The sequence below is a fragment of the Undibacterium sp. TC4M20W genome (genome assembly GCF_049340245.1).
Lineage (GTDB): Bacteria > Pseudomonadota > Gammaproteobacteria > Burkholderiales > Burkholderiaceae_D > Undibacterium.
In genome coordinates this window covers 20,787-37,906 of record NZ_JBMPPI010000045.1, presented here as the reverse complement: position 1 = coordinate 37,906, position 17,120 = coordinate 20,787, and the positions used below count along the sequence as shown (strand labels likewise).

Genomic DNA, 17,120 nt, shown 5'->3' with positions numbered 1-17,120 from the left:
AACCTGCCAAGCTCATTATTGGCGCTATGATGAGAAAGTTGATACATGTCGCTTTGGGGGTGTTGAAGTCCGGAAAGCCATTCGATGCTAGCTTGCATTTAGCTTGACTGGAATAACAGTATCTACGTCCCTAGTATTTTTCAATTCCAATAGCTAGCAAAAGCTGACATGCGTACGATTACGCTTGCGCTAATCGTACCTACGTCCCTGAAGCAAACTCACCCTTGTTGCTGGCGGTATAAAAACTGTTGGCTATGCGCACCACCGCTGGTGGCAAGCCGCGTGCTGTCATCACGGCAGCCATTGTCGTGGCAGAGACCAGTTCGCGGCGCACGGGGTTACCCAGCTCGCTAACGATAGCGGCGAGGTCAGCAAAATTCATGGCTTCATTCCCCATCAGCGGTGGAGTCGGCCCGTCAAAGCCAGCCTAATCTACCGCAGACAAATGCGCCGACTGTAAACAATATCACTGCAATGACGCCTGCAAAATATACTCTCTTTTCCATCACGCTCATTTTCTTCCACGTTTCTTCGTCAGGTCCACCGGGATTAATGATATTTCTCCTATTTTTTTCCAATATTTGTCATCTGTAAGCGATAGTTCAACGGGGACGCGCCATAAGCTAATTTTCCAGATTCAGTTATCCAAATTCAAATGCTGTGTCACCACCGTACTAATGCGTAATCGCAAATGTAACATTGAACCGTCCCAATAACATGTCATGCCTTGGAAAATGTATCATTGAAGTATTGGAATTTTCAGTCTCAGCAGTTGGCAAACGCTGACTAGATACAGCAGTCGCTGTCGGGGCCGTGAGTTCGAATCTCACCGTTTTCAGATGATTTTTTAATCTGGTATTTTGACGCTGCATGTTCTCCGTGGCAGCGGGACGGGCTTGCCTCAGGAGATGGGCAAGCAAGGGAAGTGTTAACTGCTTCCCTCGCATCCTCGCGTCAAGTCAAAGAGACAAGCTACAAGCACAACGCAAAACTTACTGCGGCAGCTGTAGCTTTGCCGCAATCAGTGACCGCATGCTTTGCGGCTTGCGGCCTAGCAGACGCTCCAGTGTGGTATCTGTCGAAGCAAACTCGCCCTTGTTGCTGGCCGTATAAAAACTGCTGGCAATGCGCACCACCGCTGGCGGCAAGCCGCGAGCTGTCATTACAGCAGCCATTGCCGTGGCCGAAACCAGTTCGCGGCGCACGGGTTTACCCAATGCACTGGCGATAGCGGCGAGGTCAGCAAAATCCATGGCCTCATTCCCTACCAGCGGCGGAGTAGGTCCGTTAAAGCTACCTTCATCTGCCAGGATGACTGCTGCCGCCTCTGCCAGATCAGCATGGCTGGCCCAGGATACCTTGCCATCCGCGGGCGCTTCAAGCACGCCAGACTGTATAGCATTGACCACTTGCTGCACCGCCCACGATGCGTAAAAGCCATTGCGCAAGGCTGTCCACTGCACGCCACTTTCTTTCAGCATTTGTTCGGTGGCTACATGTGTGTGCATGGGTTCAAATGCCGACAAAGGGTTGGTCGCCATGTGTGAGGTATATACGATGCGACGGGCACCTGCTGCTTTGGCGGCGTTGATCGCTGCCTGATGCAGCACCAGCGGGTCAGCTCCATGTGCCTGCGCGCCCGAAGAAACCAGCAGTACTTGTGTGGCGCCTGCAAAGGCGTGCCGTAGTGTTTCTGGCTGGCTGAAGTCGCCCTGGCGCACCCGCACACCACGCTCGGTCAGCGCGCTAGCCTTGTTGGTATCGCGCACGCTGACACCAATGCGCTCTGCCGGAATACGCTCCAATAGTTTTTGCACGATAAAATTGCCCAAATTTCCTGTGGCACCAGTGATAATGATCATGATAAATCCTTAATTTCCAATGTTAACAAGTTTACGTTATCATTGATAATATTCTGGTGCAAGCGATAAATTTAAATTGATGGAGCATCTGTATGACAAAAGAAGAGCGCACGCCAGATGGCGACGCCGCCAGAGAACGGATACTCGAAGCCGCCGCGCAGATCATCCGCAGCCAGGGCGCAGAAGCCGCAACCACGCGGGCAGTAGCCACCGCAGCATCTATGCAGCCCCCTACTATTTACCGCCTGATTGGCGATAAAGACGCCTTGCTGGACGCCGTTGCCGAGTATGAGCTAGCCAGATATGTGGTGGCAAAAAGCAAAGAAAAAACACAGGCCGACCCTGTCGAAGCCCTGCGCCACGGCTGGGACAGGCACGTCGAATTCGGCCTCGCCAACCCCGCAATTTTCCGCATCATGAGCAGCAAGCTGCAATCCCCGGCCGCCGCCGCTGGCCTCAATGCATTAAGACAGCGCATCCATGCGATAGCCCTGGCAGGGCGACTGCGCGGCAGCGAAGAAAGAGCCACCGCAATGCTGCACGCCGCCTGCTCAGGCACGGTGATGAGCCTGTTAGCGGGAGGGGAGGGCAGCTATCCAAATCTGTCACAAGAAACCAGGGACGTCATGCTGGCAGCCATCACGACATCGGAAGTTGAGGTAACAGACAACAGCTCGGGCACTGCCGCAAGTGCGCTGCGGGCCGGGCTCAAAGATATTGCTGTGCTTAGTGCAGGTGAAAAGGGATTGATGGATGAGTTGTTGTTGAGGGTTAGTGAGGGACGGGAGGGGAAAAAATATTAGATGTAATTTCAGCTTACTAAAGAATTTAAACGAAGGTCGTTATTTTTACATGGAGAAGATGTTTATGGATAAGCCAACCGTTTTTCATCAATTAGGCAAGTTTGTCGTCCGATTTCAACAGCTTGAGCATGCTGTGAATAATTTGATCGTATTACTCTCCCAAAGCAACGATAGTGTCATTCGAATAGTCGCCAATGACTTGGAGTATAGTAAAAGACTAAGCACAACCGATGTACTGTTCTCATACTTTCTTGATATTCGGCACATCCAAGATACTAATATAAAAAAAAATTTTCACTCTTTAATAACGCGGCTTTCTAAATTGGGCCAACGCCGCAATGAGTTAGTTCATTCAAGTTACAACTCGTGGATAGATGTAAACGGAGCCAATGGCTTATTGCGCAAAAACTCGCATTTAAGCGGCAGCAAAGGTGAACGGATAGAAGATGAAGAAGAATTGCTTCCCGATGCATTTGATGCCGATATCGTCAAATTAGAAGCGGCGGCAATAGATCTCGAAAAATTTCGCATGCAAATAATTGATTGGCTGTATCCAGACGAAAATGCTAATTAGGCAGACTTTATAGATACTATAGCTTCGTTTAATCGTGCACAAGTTATACCTAAATGATGAGAAGCCACTAGTATATTTGACCATCATAACTTGTGTAAGTTCAGCATACGTTTAATGGCAATTTTCTTAGTGCCAGCTCTGATGCACTTGTACTCGCCGATACAATTAATGCCTGCTACTATTAAGGATAATAATGCCTTTTCCTATGCACATCTTGATCAACGATTTCGCGATTAGAAGCTTTCGTGAAACGGCAGATAAAGACTATATCGCTGCCAGAATGGCTTACCGAGCGAACTTGATTCAGCCGTTTCTTTGGTCAGCGCTGCACTGCCTGGAGAAGTACGTCAAATGCGTTCTTCTACTCAATCGAGTGGAGGCTCACAGGGGGCACAGCGTGCTTCCCGGCATTGAGAAGATGAAGCGGCAGGGCAAGTTCGCAATCGATCTTAGTGCCAATACCATCCAGTTCATCAAGAAACTCGAGGACTATGGGGCAGAGTATCGATACTACGAGGTCTCATATATCATAGAGCCATTCGACCTTGTACGATTCGACCATGCAGTTTGGGAACTTAGAAGATACTGTCAGCCGCTAGACTGCGACATAGTTGACGCGAGCGGAAAAACGGTCAATTTGCTTTCGCTTGAGCTTGATCGCGTTCATCTGGCGAAGACGAAGTTCGAAAAGGGAACATGTATTACGGGAGGCGTCCTTGAAAAAATCATAGAAAAAAAGGATCACCCAGCCCGCGAAGCGCTGATCTGGAACAATTTGTTTTTCGGTCCGTCACGACGCAAGGGCGTGAAGATGCGGCCGAGCTGGGAATCAGGTAACTCCCCGTTCTTCCTAAATCCAGAGATCATTGATGAGGTACTCAAATACGTTTACATCCCCAAGGCCATCGCAGAGGGCGTGCGCCAGTTCGCAATACAGAAAGCCGCTGAGAAGGCTAAGGAAGAACGAGATGCAAAAAAATCTGCGACGGCCGCAGCCAGACAGTCCGGAAAGACAAGCTAAAAGGGAGTCTGAGTTATTCCTTCAGGGGTTCCCGATATTTGCGCCACGGTTGCGTACGATTACGCTCCACCAATAGTATTACGTCCCTTTTGATATTGACGTTGATTAAGACACTTAAAAAGGCAATTTGCCGACGTCGGGCTTAAAGTAGCTAATGGCTGTTCCTGCATGGCCCTTTGAGCGGACATACAAATGCAATGCCATGATAGATGGGGCAAGAGAGTTGTAATCTGGCATCACCAAACTCATGCCACTGTCAACAGAAATCAATCCCAATGATCGTAGCCCTTCAACCATAAAATCCAAAATGTGGATATCGTTTAATCCGCTTATTTTCAATAATTGGTCGCGTTCGACTTGTTTTTCCCTGGCTATCAACAAACCACTATTAGACATAATGGTACTTGCATTTTCACAAATGTAATTTAGGAGTCTTACCTGTGCAGACGTAAGCTGAGCAAGCATATTTACATATATAAGGTTTTCATCATCTAGCCCAGACTCTGTACATGACGTCGCAAGAAGTCCGGCCCACATAGATTGAATGTCGTCGTCGTCAGTCCAAGAGCCGTTTTCAACGATCGCCTTAACAATTCTTGGGGGAGCATGTTTGCTATCGGGATTTGGTAACTGTAGATACAGTATTTGAGCTTTTCCAAGCATTTTTTGAGCATTGTTCGCCCGGAAGTTTTTGACTTTGTCCTGTAGGAGTAATCCAAACTCTTGTGCAGCGGGCATGCAAATAGCACTCAAAAATGCCTTGCCACCATCGAATCCAGATTTCATTATATGACCGACTGCTTCAGAAACTGGCTTTGCCCCAAATAGATCTGAGATCAGCGCTTTTTCATCCGACATATCCTTCTCCTTATACTGAGTTGAACACTCTGAACACAATAAATGTTTTTCTGCATTTTAGCTGATGATGTCATTTAAGTAATCGAGCATGAATTCAATAATCTCTTGCTCTGCTTCTGTTATGAGAGTGCCTCTTTCCGTGACTGGCATAAACGGACTGAATGAAATAATTCCCATAAATATGAGAATTGCGTCTTAGCACTTCCAACTATTGCATGGCTGCGTATCGGCTTTGCCCCCTTGACCCATATCAATAAAAACAACAATTACCTTTACAGCAACTCCACGCCAAATATATAATCACAATCATTCTCATTTGCATTTATCAGTCCACTCAGGACAAACTCACGGATTTAACGATGTTATTCACTTCAGGTGTCCTGAAAAGGACTATCGCAGTATTTTCTTTTTCCAAAAAAATACCTCATGTGGCAGTTGCTGGATTGGTGTTGAGCCTGGCTGCCTGTGGTGGTGGGGGCGGCGGTAGCCCTGCATCGGGCGGCTCGGCGGCTGTGCCGGACGCGGGCATGAGTGCGGCGGCGCGGGTGGGGGAGAAGATATTCAAGGATGTGAGCCTGTCTGCTTCTGGCAAGATGTCTTGTGCGACTTGCCATGATGCTGACAATGCGCATGCGCCCAAGAATGATCTGGCGGTGCAGCTAGGCGGGCCTGACCTCGTTGTGCCGGGTACGCGGGCGGTGCCGTCTTTGCGTTACCTGGAGCAAACCCCGGCTTTCTTCTTCGCAGCTGATGGCACGCCTACCGGAGGTTTTACCCGTGATGGCAAGGCCAATACCCTGGCGCAGCAGGCGGAGACGCCTTTCCTGGCGGCGCATGAGATGGCCAATAAAGACCGGGCCGATGTGGTCGCCAAGTTGCAAAGAGCCAGCTATGTGAATGAGTTCAAGACGGCCTTTGGCGCAACGGTGTTTGACAATGCCGACACGGCGTTTGAACGCATTTTGTTCTCGCTGCAGCAGTATCAAAAAGAGGATAACGATTTTCATCCTTATGATTCTAAGTATGACCAGTTTCTTGCTGGCCGCGCCAAACTTAATGACGCCGAGTTGCGTGGGCTTGCGCTGTTCAATAATCCCATCAAGGGCAATTGCGCGGCCTGCCATCTGAGTGTCAAGGGGGCGAATGGTGCGCCGCCTTTGTTCACTGACTTTACTTACGATAACCTCGGTGTGCCGCGCAATATGGATATTGCGGCCAATGCTGATCCCGCTTTCTTTGATCTTGGCCTGTGCGGCCCTGACCGTACTGACCTGGCAACGCGCAGTGCGCTGTGCGGTGCTTTCAAGGTGCCTACGCTGCGCAATGTGGCGACGCGCAAAGTGTTTTTCCACAACGGCAAATTCAAGAGCCTGCGCGATGCGGTGAATTTTTATGTGCGCCGCGATACCAATCCTGAAGAGTGGTTCCCTTATGGCGCAGATGGCAACCCGGTCAAGTTCAATGACTTGCCAGCGCTGTATGTCGCCAATGTGAATACCACAGAAGTGCCATATAACCGCCAGCGTGGCATGGCTGCTGCCTTGACTTCGGATGAAGTGGATGATGTGGTCAAGTTCCTTGGCACATTGAACGATGGCTACAAGCCTTGATCCACAAAATCTTCATCAAAAAAAATAGAGAATTAAAAAATTTAAAGAATTTAGAAAAACTGGAATGACATCATGAAAAAAAATATCTTCACCAAAGCTGCCAAAGTCACCATCGCAGCCCTGATCACTGGCCTGTTCGCTGTACCTGTACATGCAGGTGAAGCCGAACTGCTGCAAAAAATAGAAAAGCTCGCTGCGGAGCTCGAAGCCATCAAGTCTGAGCTGGCCGCAACACGCAAGAAGACAGAAGTGGTAGAACAAAAGCAGGAGGTGATGATCAGCAATGCGGCCAAGGCGCAGGCACCGGGCGCGATTGCACCGCTGGCGTCGGCTACATCTCCTGCGTCACCCTCAGGCACAGATAGCGGCAGGGCATTGCCACAGACTGCGCAGACCGTCATCAGCAGCTATGGCGAAATCAATTACACCCGCCCGCGTGAAGCCAGCAACCAGGCGCAGACGGATGTAGGCCGTGCCGTGATCGGTATCGCCCATCGCTTCAATGAAAAAACCAAGATGGTCGCCGAGTTTGAATGGGAGCATGCAATTGCTTCCAAAGGCGATGATGGGGAAACAGAAGTTGAACAACTGTATGTCGAGCATGAAATCAAACCTGGCTTGTCCGCCAAAGCGGGTCTGTTCCTGATCCCTGCTGGCTTTTTGAACACCAGCCATGAGCCTACAGCTTACTATGGCGTGCACCGCAATTTTGTAGAAACTGCGATCATCCCTTCTACCTGGCGTGAAGTGGGGCTGGGTTTGTCTGGCTCGCATGACAATGGCCTGAGCTGGGACCTGGGCTTGACCACAGGCTTTAACCTCACTAAGTGGGACGCCAGCTCTGGCGATGGCCGCGAATCACCTCTCGGTGCCATCCACCAGGAAGGCCAGTTTGCCAAATCGCGTGACCTGAGCGTGCATGGTGCCGTTAACTGGCGCGGTGTGCCTGGCCTGCTGCTCGGTGGCTCGGTATTCACAGGCAAGATAGGCCATGCGACGACAGACTTTGCGGCCAATGATGCTCGGCTCACGCTGTGGGATTTGCATGCCCGCTACAACCCTGGCAAGCTAGACCTGACAGCGCTGTATGCACGCGGCACCATCAGCAATACGGGTGACCTGAACCTGACCTTTGTTGGCCAGCCTAATCCTGTACCGTCTGCGTTTGCAGGCTGGTATGTGCAGGGCGCGTATCAGTTGTGGAAGAATGAAGACTACAGCCTGACACCTTTCCTGCGCTATGAGCAGTTCAATACGGCCAAGTCTTATGCCTTTGTCCCGCTGGGCCTGGGTGTAGATGCCAGCCCGGATGAAAAAGTCATAACCTTTGGTACCAGCTTCAAGATAGGTGAAGGCGTGGTCCTGAAGGCTGACTACCAGAAGTTCAAACAGGACAGCAGCCGTGACCGCTTCAACCTTGGTGCTGGTTATTCATTCTAAGATGCACTCTGCAATGTGCATTATCATGTGCACATGAATGAACTCTTGAAGATATATTGATGAACCGGCTTGTTCCCTTTTCCCTGCTCGCTGTGGCTGGCGTTAGCGGCAGCGCCTTTGCCACGCAATACCTGACGGTGGAGCAGGCGCAGGCGGCGATTTTTCCTGAAGCCAGCAGCTTCAAGCCTGTGTCGCTGCAACTCGATGCGGCACAGATGAAGCAGGTAGAAAAACTCTCTGGCCTGCCAGCCCGCTCGGTGAACTGGCGCGCTGTTGCAGCCTATAAGGACGACAAACTGCTCGGCCATTTGGTGTTTGATGATGTCATCGGCAAGTTTGAATTGATCTCTTATGCAGTCGGCTTGCAGACAGATGCCAGTGTGCGCCAGGTAGAGATTCTGGCTTACCGCGAAAGCCACGGTTTTGAGATACGCAATGCCAACTGGCGCAAGCAGTTTGTCGGCAAGACTGCGGCCAGCGGCCTGGCAATAGGTGAGGGCATTGCCAACATCAGCGGCGCGACCCTGTCTTGCGCCCATGTTACCGATGGCGTGCGGCGCATTACTGCAATTGCCCAGGTCACCCTCAAAAAATGAAACGTCGTGCCCAGCCCGCCCTGGGTACGCTGGTGGAAATCAGTATTGCTGATGCAGTGGATGGCTCAGTTGATCATGTACTTGATGATAGTCAGCTACAGGCTGCCTTCCACGCTGGTTTTGCTGCCATCCATGCCATCCACAATCTCATGAGCTTTCACTCGCCCGACAGTGACATCAGCCGTTATAACCGCGCTACTGTCGGTAGCGTTCTCGATATCCATCCACACACTGCCGCCGTATTGGCTGCTGCCAGGGATGTCTATTTGCACTCTGATGGCCTGTTCGATGTGCGCGTTGCCAGGCAACTGGTGGCCTGGGATTTTTTGCCTGCGCCCGCAACAATGACGGTCGGTGCGCACGAGGTGGTAGGAGAGATGTACAGCCTGCCATCTGCCACGCAAATCTATAAACATGCGGACGACTGGCTCGATGTCGGTGGCATCGCCAAGGGCTATGCCGTTGATTGTGCCATCGCTGCCTTGCAAGCCTGTGGCGTGCAGCATGCCTGCGTGAATGCCGGTGGTGATGTGCGCGTGCTGGGGCAGGCCCAGACTGTGTATATCCGTGACCCGCAAGATCCGCAGCGCATGGCAGGGCAGGTACAACTGACGGATAAGGCGATGGCGACCTCGGCCAGTTATTTCTCACAGAAAAGCGTTTCACGCAAAAGCGTCTCACGCAAATGCGTTTCACGCAAAGATGTAGCCGGTGGCATGCGCAGTGCCTTGCTGCATCCTTCCACAGGACAGAGCATAGTCGATGCACGCAGCTACACCGTCATCGCGCCCAACTGTCTGTGGGCGGATGCCTTGACCAAGGTCGTTGCCGCCAGCGGCGATGCACAACACCCATGTTTGCGCCTGTACGAGGCAGAAGCTTTTATAATCTGAACCTGGTTCACTGCCTCTCAATTTTAATGCGCACCCATAAACACAGCCTGCACCGTCGTCCGCTGCCAAACGCCGCTGTTCAGCAATTCAAGCTGGAAGCCTGGCACAAGTACTCGCTGTATGCGCTGGTCGCGGCCCTGTTTGCCAGCGGCCTGGCCTGGCTGCTGGCACGCTATTTTTTGCGGGTGACCGGTGAATATGGCGAGAGCATCCATCCGCTGGAACACTGGGCCATGCAGGCCCATGGTGCGCTCATCATCCCTTTGAGTTTTCTGGCCGGTGGTCTGATGTTCCAGCACATGCGCCGCGCCCACCGCGCACTGCGTAACCGTTACAGCGGCTGGAGCATGCTGGCAACGCTGCTGTGGCTGGCACTGACAGGCTATGCGCTGTACTACTTTGCCAGCGAAACCCTGCGTCCCTACTGGTCTGCCGCGCACTGGATAGTCGGCCTGGCCCTGCCGCTGCTGCTGTGGCTGCATATCCGTCTGGGGCGGCGTCTGTCGGCCTAGTTGATGCATGTGCGGCCACGTGTTGATTATGTGCTGAAAGCGGATAAAGTCCGCCGTGATCGTGCAATGAATGAATCAATATAGTTGCTTAAAGAAAATACATTCAAATGTGGTAACATGTTTGCAATTTGGCATTCTTGTGCCGCTGCCTGAGCAGGCAGCGCATCCGGCCAGTTTGTCTGCTTGTTCACTTACCATATTCACTCATGATCATATCCAAAGCTGTCAGCTACTTCCGTTCCGGTATTCCGGGTATTTCCGGCATTCCTTTGCGCGCCTCCCTGAGCTGTCTCATCACCGCTGCCATACTCACGGCCTGTGGTGGTGGTGGCAGTGCAGCTCCTGGTGCCACTTCTACTGGTACGACCGGCGGCAGCACAGGTAATACGACAGGTACCTCCGGCACCAATACAGGCACCACCACAGGCACCTCGGGCACAGGCAGTATTGCCCTGCTCGCCGGTAATGCGGGTGGTCCTGGTGCTGTTGATGGCACGGGGACAAACGCACGCTTCAGTGACCTCAATGGCATCACGCTCGATACCAGCGGCAATATCTATGTCGGTGACGACAAGCGCGTGCGCAAGATAACGCCAGCAGGCGTGGTCACGAGCTTTGCAGGGGGCGAATTTGGTTATGCCGAAGGTAGCGGCAGCAGTGTCAAATTCTTCAGGGCACAGCACATGGCAAGCGATGCCGCAGGCAATATTTATGTACTTGACCCTTACGCCTGCGTGGTACGTAAACTGACACCCGCTGCCGTCTCATCGACGCTGGCTGGCAGTCTTTGTTCTGCCGCGATGGCAGATGGCCAGGGCAGCGCTGCCAGCTTTGCCATGCTCTCAGGCATGACCATAGACAGCGCAGGCAACCTGTATATCGCTGATGAGCACACCATACGCAAGCTGACACCGGCAGGCATGGTCACGACCATCGCAGGCAAACCCGGGGTCAGTGCGGCAGATGATGGCCAGGGTAGCAATGCCCGTTTTTTCTGGCCGTCTGGCCTGGCGATCGATAATGCAGGCAATGTCTATATTGCAGACAGCTACAACCACAGCATACGCAAGATGACACCGGCAGGCGCAGTCACTACCGTCGCTGGCCGTGCCGGTGAGACCGGCAGCGTCGATGGCACAGTCGCTGTGTCCCGTTTCAATACACCGCGTGCAGTGTCTGTTGATACGGCAGGCAATATCTATGTGGCTGACAGCTTCAATAGCGTCATCCGCAAGATCACACAGGCAGGCATGGTCAGCACCGTGGCCGGTAGCAGCGGGCAAGTGGGGATAGACGATGGTACCGGTGCAGCCGCCAGATTTGCCAAGCCTGTGGCCATCGTCGGTGACAGCGCGGGCAATCTGTATGTAGCAGATGCAGGCAATTTCAATGTACGCAAAATCAATGCAGCCGGTGTGGTCACGACGCTGGCGGGTGCCATTAACGTCAGGTATGCCCTCGATGGCGTAGGCACAGCTGCCGGATTTTATGCACCAGGCAATCTGGCCGCAGACATCAACGGCAATATTTACCTCAATGATTATATGTCTGGCAAACACATCGTGCGCAAGGTCACAGCAGCAGGCGTGGTCAGCACCATAGCGGGTCTTGCTGCCAATTTTGATCAGATCGGTGGTCTGGCGACAGACGTCAATAGCAATGTTTATGTCGCCGATACCGTAGGCACCATCCGCCAGATCAACCCCGCCGGCGTGATCACGGCAGTGGCGGGTGTGGAGAAGAAGTATGGCCTGGTCGATGGCAAGGGCAGCGAAGCCAGATTCAAATCACCAAATGGTATCGTCAACATGGGTAATGGCGACATGCTGGTGGCTGACATGGTCAACCAGGCCATACGCAAAGTCACGGCTGCTGGCCAGGTCAGCACCTATGCTAGCATCCCGCTGACGCAGGCAGCCAGCTTCAAGCCTTTTGGTGAGGGACGTGGAATGCCTTATCTATCCAATGGCATGGCGATGGACAGCAGTGGCAATCTCTATGTGGCAGACGGTGGCAGCCATGTGATCTTCAAGGTTTCCAGCGCAGGCGTCAGCAGTATTTTTGCCGGTGTCGAACATCAACCTGGCAGTGCCGATGGCACAGGCACCGCCGCCCGTTTCAACCGCCCGCAAGGCATGACTATCGATACCAAGGGTAATTTATATGTGGCTGATACCGACAACCATACCGTACGCAAAATCACCCCGGCAGGCGTGGTCACGACCCTGATCGGCACCGCCGGCCAGGAAGGCTTTACCACCGGCCCCTTGCCAGGCGTATTGTCAAAACCGCAGTCTGTGGTGTTCAGCAATGATGCCCTGTACATCACGACTTACCAGGGTGTAGTGGTCGCGCGTAATTTTTGATTTTCAGTATGTGAAGAATGCCGGATACCTGATACCGGCTACGCTTCCAGCCGGTATCTACAGCCGTCTCGCAGGGCGCATTGTAATGCGCCCTGCAGTGCGGTCAATCAAGGTCTGGCATCAGTATGCATGTCTTGCCCTTGAATGAAATGCGTTCAGCGAATGCGCCCGTTCGAAATGACGTTCACATTCCTAATCTGCTGAGTGCCTTGATTGCCAAATCCTGCTTTTGAGCTGCAGCCAGTTTATATAAGCGCACAGCCTCGCTTTCATCTTTTGTCAGGCCTCCCAGCCCTGACTCATACATGCGGCCAAGATTAAACTGGCCCATGGCCTGCCCCTGGCTCATCGCCAAACGATACCAACGCACAGCTTCGCTCTCGTCCTTGGACAAGCCACCACGTCCGGATTGGTACATGGCCCCCATATTGTTCTGTGCCGTTGCATTGCCCTGATCTGCAGCCAAGCGATACAAGCGTACGGCTTCTGCATCATCTTTGGGCAGGCCTCCTAGTCCATTGGCGTACATGGTGCCAAGATTTACCTGGCCCATGCTGAACCCCTGGTTGGCTGCCAGGCGATACCAGCGCACAGCTTCAACTGCATCTTTATTCAAGCCACCGCGACCATGGTGATACATGGTACCCAGGTTATTCTGCGCCTGCGCATTGCCACGGTCAGCGGCCAGGCGATATAAACGCAGGGCTTCTGCTTCGTCCTTGGCAACTCCCCCCAGCCCCAATTCAAACATGACACCCAGATTGGCCTGACCTGTCCCTATCCCCAGACTCGCAGCTAAACGATATAAACGGACAGCTTCAACCTCGTCTTTGGGCAATCCTCCACGCCCGGATTGGTACATGGCTCCCAGATTAGCTTCGGCTAAACCAAATCCCTGATTGGCGGCCAGACGATACAGGCGCACAGCCTCTGTATCATCTTTGTTCAAGCCTCCTCTGCCGTTTGAATACATGGCTCCCAGGCTAGTCTGTGCCATTGCATTGCCCTGGTCAGTAGCCAGGCGATATAAACGGACGGCCTCGCGCTCGTCTTTGGCAAGCCCGCCTCTGCCAAGTTCATATAACTGGCCGAGATTGGTTTGTGCGTAGGCATTTCCGCGAGTGATGGCAAGACGATACCAGCGAACTGCTTCTGCCTCATCTCTCGGGAGCCCACCTTTGCCAGCCGAATACATGCGCCCCAAATTGTTTTGTCCATTCGAGTTTCCCAGTTCGGCGCTTTCACGGTAATAGCGAACAGCTTCTTCGAAACGTCCTGCTCTTTCTGCTGCGCCACCGAGGTCATCCTTTTCGGCGGCATTTTTTGCCAGCGCATTCGGGTCTGGGGTGGGCGCTTTTGGTGCAGGGGGCGTTGCGGGCTCATTTGTGCCTGCGGGTTTTTTAGCAGGAGCAGAGGCAATGATCAAGACAACAGATGGCTCGATTTTTGAAACGAGGTCACTGAATGGCAGCACTTTGCTTTTTTTGCTGGACAGTTGAATCTGCTCAGAGACATTGATATCCGTTTCAATCAACTCCATCAGATAATTTGACTTGACTGCGTAATTGACCGCTTCTGGCAATTGCGATACCGTTTTCAGTGCAGCAGTTGCACTTAATTTTGCCACCACGACACCGATGATGGCACCGTCGCGATTGATAAGCGGGCCGCCCGAATTGCCAGGTTGCACCGGGACTGAGATTTGAAAATTATTCGGCTCATCCTGTATTCCAGAAAGACTGCTGATGCTGCCCTCTGTCAATTTGGACGCCAGCCCCTGCAATTGTATGTTTGGAAAACCGAGCGTAAAGACCGCATCCCCTTTTCTGACAGAAGAAGATCTGCTCAAAGGCAATCCCACGGATTGCGCATCTATTTTAAGCAGGGCCAGGTCATTGGCGACATCACTCCGTATGATTTGCGCCGGCAGTGTCTTGCCCCTGAAATCTCTGACCAGGAGCTCAGACGCGCCGCGTATTACATGAAAATTGGTCGCGATATAACTATTGTTGGTAATGAAGAATCCAGTTCCCGTAGATGTTTGTGCAAAGCCCGCCATGGGGAACAAGAACAGAAAAGGTAAATAACGTACAAGATAAAAAATCTTCACTGTTGCCTCGCCACTCATCAGATTCCGCGCCATATTCCAAGACCTATTCCAAGACCGATACCAAGACATACACAGCCCCTTTTGCCAAACAAAAAGATAAGCAATTATAAGCTGTTGGAAATACTGCCAACGCAGTAATTTCAGCAATTCCCACACATCACACCATGCCGTACCTTGCAATTTGGCTTTACAAGATGGCGAGTGTGCATGGCTGGCAAGCCATACACTTCGCAAATCTGTCAAGCGCCGCAAAAAACGCCCGCCAGGCCCGGACATTTTCTCCCTCAGCCCAACAATCATTGATAAAATGCGCCCTGTTTTGCGCGATGGGTTTGCATATTGCTTGCGAGTAATTTTGCTCCCTGTCGCCATTCACACACTCGCATTAAAAAACCATAAAACTGATACGTCCATCTACGCATGTGCACCTGTAAGGCCATGCGTGCAGGTTTGTATTCACATACAACAAAAAGCCCGTGCACCGTTATTGATGCATGCGCGGGCACGTTACCCCGGGAAGGTTTGCACCATGTTTCGTTTTTTTTCCATGCTTCTGGTACTCGGCATTGCGGTCAAGGTCATCTTTACGATGAGCAAGGGCGACATCAAGACAGTATCCGATGATGTAGAGATTAAAGCTCAATTTGACAAGGTGCAGCAAAAATTGCCGATGACACTGGAGAACGGTATTCGCATCGACAGGGCAGAGTACGTCGACCGCGTGGCCCGCTTGTATGCCACAGAAGCATTCAAGTTTGAGGCGACTGACAGTCAGAAAGAGAAATTCAAAAAAGAGATGATCGCGTCCTATTGCAAAGGGAATATGCAGCCGTTTTATAAAGCCAAGGCCAGGGTAGAATACAACTTTAAAACGCAACCACATTCACTCAATGACCTCTCCAGCGAAACCTGGAAAGTGATGCTGGAACCTGCTGATTGCAGGTGATACTACGCTATTGCTTGTAGAGCACGTAGGTACGATTAGCAAAGCGCAATCGCCCGCCGGGCTGAAAATGTATGTATATCAGACCTGACTTCGCGCCCGCAAAAGCCTCTTAGAAAGAATACTAGATGAAAAAATTTCTAATCACTTGCAGCACGCTGCTTGCCACGTCGGTCAGTCTGCCTGCTTTCGCGGAAGACCCCTTGGGCGATTGGACAGGTTTAATAGAAGGTCAGATTCGTCTGAATATTTTCTTCACTAAAACACAAGCTGGACAATACGAAGTCGCTATCGTCAGTCCTGACGATGGCAACGAAACCGTCAAAGCTGACAAAGTAGAGGCCGGTGAAAATTTCATCCGTTTTAGCATTGCGAAGCACAATTCCAACTACGAAGCGAAATGGGACGAGACACAAAAAGCATGGCTCGGCACTTGGACACAGGGACAGCAAGCCAAACTTAAGCTTACGCGTTTAGACGCCAAAGCCTTGGCGGCACAAGTGAAAAAGCGTCCACAGGAAGAAGCAATAGCAAAAAGCCCGCGCAACTATTCGAGTACAGATGTGAGTTTTCAAAATGCAAAAGCCAAGATAAGTTTGGCTGGCACATTGACGCTACCGCAAGGAAAAGGCCCATTTCCCGCAGTCGTTTTGGTGCATGGATCAGGTCCCAATGATAGAGATGAAACCATTTTCGACCATAAACTTTTTCTGGTATTGGCAGATCATTTAAGCACACAAGGGATCGCGGTGCTGCGGTACGATAAACGCGGCATCGCAGCATCGAAAGGCGACTACAAAAGTGCTACGACCTTTGACTTTGCCGACGATGCCCAAGCAGCAGTCGATTATCTGCGCACCCGCTCTGAAATCAATCAGGACAAACTGGGAATGATAGGGCATTCCGAGGGTGGTCTGATTGCGCCCATGCTGGCAGCAAACGATCCCAAACTGAAATTTATCGTGTTAATGGCAGGTCCTGGCGTACGCACCGATGCCTTATTGCTGGAACAGGGGCGACTACTTGGACTTGCCAATGGTGAGAGCCAAACCGAAGTCGACAAAACTCAGAAAGTATTTCGTGAGGCCTATGCCATTATCAATTCTGGCGCAGACGACAAGACGATCAGCGAGCAATTGAAAGCGCATTTCGACCAAGCGGAAAAAAACGGTGATCTGGCCAAGGGGGCAGGAGCAAAACATTTAAGCAGATTGGAAAGACCTTGGAATAGAACATTTATCAAATACGATCCTGCACCGACCTTGGCGAAAGTGACGCAAGCAACACTGGTTTTGAATGGCGAACTGGATCTACAAGTTCCCGCTAAAATGAATCTCGATGGAATTCGGGTGAGTATGAAAGCGAACAAAAACGTCGTGATCAAAGAATTGCCTAAACTCAATCATCTGTTCCAAACCGCGACCACCGGTTCATCCGCTGAATACGGAAAAATCGACGAAACTTTGTCGCCTATAGCCTTAGACGCTATGTCTGGTTGGATCTTACAACAATAAATTTAACCCGTGTAGATA

The 17,120-nt window shown here is 51.6% G+C and carries 15 protein-coding genes and 1 pseudogene; 12 read left to right on the top strand and 4 right to left on the bottom strand.

Features of this window, described 5'->3' with window-relative positions; all coding sequences use genetic code 11:
- Nucleotides 1-107, top strand: a pseudogene (locus ACO0LL_RS29005) (IS110 family transposase); the annotation flags it as partial.
- Between the two features lie 92 nt (nucleotides 108-199).
- Here ACO0LL_RS29005 and ACO0LL_RS29000 read toward each other — a convergent pair.
- A complete protein-coding gene (locus ACO0LL_RS29000; RefSeq protein ID WP_422954300.1) occupies nucleotides 200-382 on the bottom strand; it encodes a hypothetical protein in 183 nt (60 codons plus the stop codon).
- Nucleotides 383-992: 610 nt separating this feature from the next.
- On the bottom strand, nucleotides 993-1,862 hold the full coding sequence (locus tag ACO0LL_RS28995) for an NAD(P)H-binding protein (RefSeq protein WP_422954299.1): 870 nt from the start codon (nucleotides 1,860-1,862) through the stop codon (nucleotides 993-995).
- Nucleotides 1,863-1,954: 92 nt separating this feature from the next.
- Here ACO0LL_RS28995 and ACO0LL_RS28990 point away from each other — a divergent pair, with 92 nt between their 5' ends.
- The 3 genes from ACO0LL_RS28990 (at nucleotide 1,955) to ACO0LL_RS28980 (ending at nucleotide 4,260) form a co-directional block, all read left to right on the top strand.
- On the top strand, nucleotides 1,955-2,665 hold the full coding sequence (locus tag ACO0LL_RS28990) for a TetR/AcrR family transcriptional regulator (RefSeq protein WP_422954298.1): 711 nt from the start codon (nucleotides 1,955-1,957) through the stop codon (nucleotides 2,663-2,665).
- A gap of 64 nt (nucleotides 2,666-2,729) precedes the next feature.
- Nucleotides 2,730-3,239: a hypothetical protein gene (locus ACO0LL_RS28985; RefSeq protein WP_422954297.1), complete on the top strand. Its 510-nt coding sequence runs from the start codon at nucleotides 2,730-2,732 to the stop codon at nucleotides 3,237-3,239.
- A 214-nt stretch (nucleotides 3,240-3,453) separates the two neighbouring features.
- Nucleotides 3,454-4,260: a HEPN domain-containing protein gene (locus ACO0LL_RS28980; protein ID WP_422954296.1), complete on the top strand. Its 807-nt coding sequence runs from the start codon at nucleotides 3,454-3,456 to the stop codon at nucleotides 4,258-4,260.
- Nucleotides 4,261-4,374: 114 nt separating this feature from the next.
- Here ACO0LL_RS28980 and ACO0LL_RS28975 read toward each other — a convergent pair whose 3' ends face one another.
- The gene (locus ACO0LL_RS28975) at nucleotides 4,375-5,118 is read right to left on the bottom strand and encodes an Abi-alpha family protein (protein ID WP_422954295.1); all 744 of its coding nucleotides are present in this window, start codon (nucleotides 5,116-5,118) and stop codon (nucleotides 4,375-4,377) included.
- 359 nt (nucleotides 5,119-5,477) lie between these two features.
- Between ACO0LL_RS28975 and ACO0LL_RS28970 the strand changes: the two genes are divergently transcribed.
- The 6 genes from ACO0LL_RS28970 (at nucleotide 5,478) to ACO0LL_RS28945 (ending at nucleotide 12,535) form a co-directional block, all read left to right on the top strand.
- Nucleotides 5,478-6,728 (top strand): cytochrome-c peroxidase, encoded by a 1,251-nt coding sequence (locus tag ACO0LL_RS28970; RefSeq protein WP_422954294.1) that lies wholly within the window; start codon nucleotides 5,478-5,480, stop codon nucleotides 6,726-6,728.
- Nucleotides 6,729-6,800: 72 nt separating this feature from the next.
- Nucleotides 6,801-8,168: a hypothetical protein gene (locus tag ACO0LL_RS28965; protein ID WP_422954293.1), complete on the top strand. Its 1,368-nt coding sequence runs from the start codon at nucleotides 6,801-6,803 to the stop codon at nucleotides 8,166-8,168.
- A 59-nt stretch (nucleotides 8,169-8,227) separates the two neighbouring features.
- Nucleotides 8,228-8,764: an FMN-binding protein gene (locus ACO0LL_RS28960; RefSeq protein WP_422954292.1), complete on the top strand. Its 537-nt coding sequence runs from the start codon at nucleotides 8,228-8,230 to the stop codon at nucleotides 8,762-8,764.
- Entirely contained in the window at nucleotides 8,761-9,657 is an 897-nt protein-coding gene (locus ACO0LL_RS28955) for an FAD:protein FMN transferase (protein WP_422954291.1), read from the top strand. The genes ACO0LL_RS28960 and ACO0LL_RS28955 overlap by 4 nt, the downstream gene beginning before the upstream one ends.
- Nucleotides 9,658-9,683: 26 nt before the next feature.
- Entirely contained in the window at nucleotides 9,684-10,169 is a 486-nt protein-coding gene (locus ACO0LL_RS28950) for a DUF4405 domain-containing protein (protein ID WP_422954290.1), read from the top strand.
- Between the two features lie 206 nt (nucleotides 10,170-10,375).
- The gene (locus tag ACO0LL_RS28945; protein WP_422954289.1) at nucleotides 10,376-12,535 is read left to right on the top strand and encodes a hypothetical protein; all 2,160 of its coding nucleotides are present in this window, start codon (nucleotides 10,376-10,378) and stop codon (nucleotides 12,533-12,535) included.
- Nucleotides 12,536-12,719: 184 nt separating this feature from the next.
- Here ACO0LL_RS28945 and ACO0LL_RS28940 read toward each other — a convergent pair whose 3' ends face one another.
- A complete protein-coding gene (locus tag ACO0LL_RS28940) occupies nucleotides 12,720-14,678 on the bottom strand; it encodes a trypsin-like peptidase domain-containing protein (protein WP_422954288.1) in 1,959 nt (652 codons plus the stop codon).
- A gap of 148 nt (nucleotides 14,679-14,826) precedes the next feature.
- On the opposite strand from ACO0LL_RS28940, the gene ACO0LL_RS28935 reads away from it, so the two are divergent.
- Nucleotides 14,827-15,591, top strand: a complete 765-nt coding sequence (locus tag ACO0LL_RS28935; protein ID WP_422954287.1) for a hypothetical protein — start codon at nucleotides 14,827-14,829, stop codon at nucleotides 15,589-15,591.
- A 125-nt stretch (nucleotides 15,592-15,716) separates the two neighbouring features.
- On the top strand, nucleotides 15,717-17,102 hold the full coding sequence (locus tag ACO0LL_RS28930; protein ID WP_422954286.1) for an alpha/beta hydrolase family protein: 1,386 nt from the start codon (nucleotides 15,717-15,719) through the stop codon (nucleotides 17,100-17,102).
- Nucleotides 17,103-17,120 lie beyond the last annotated feature (18 nt).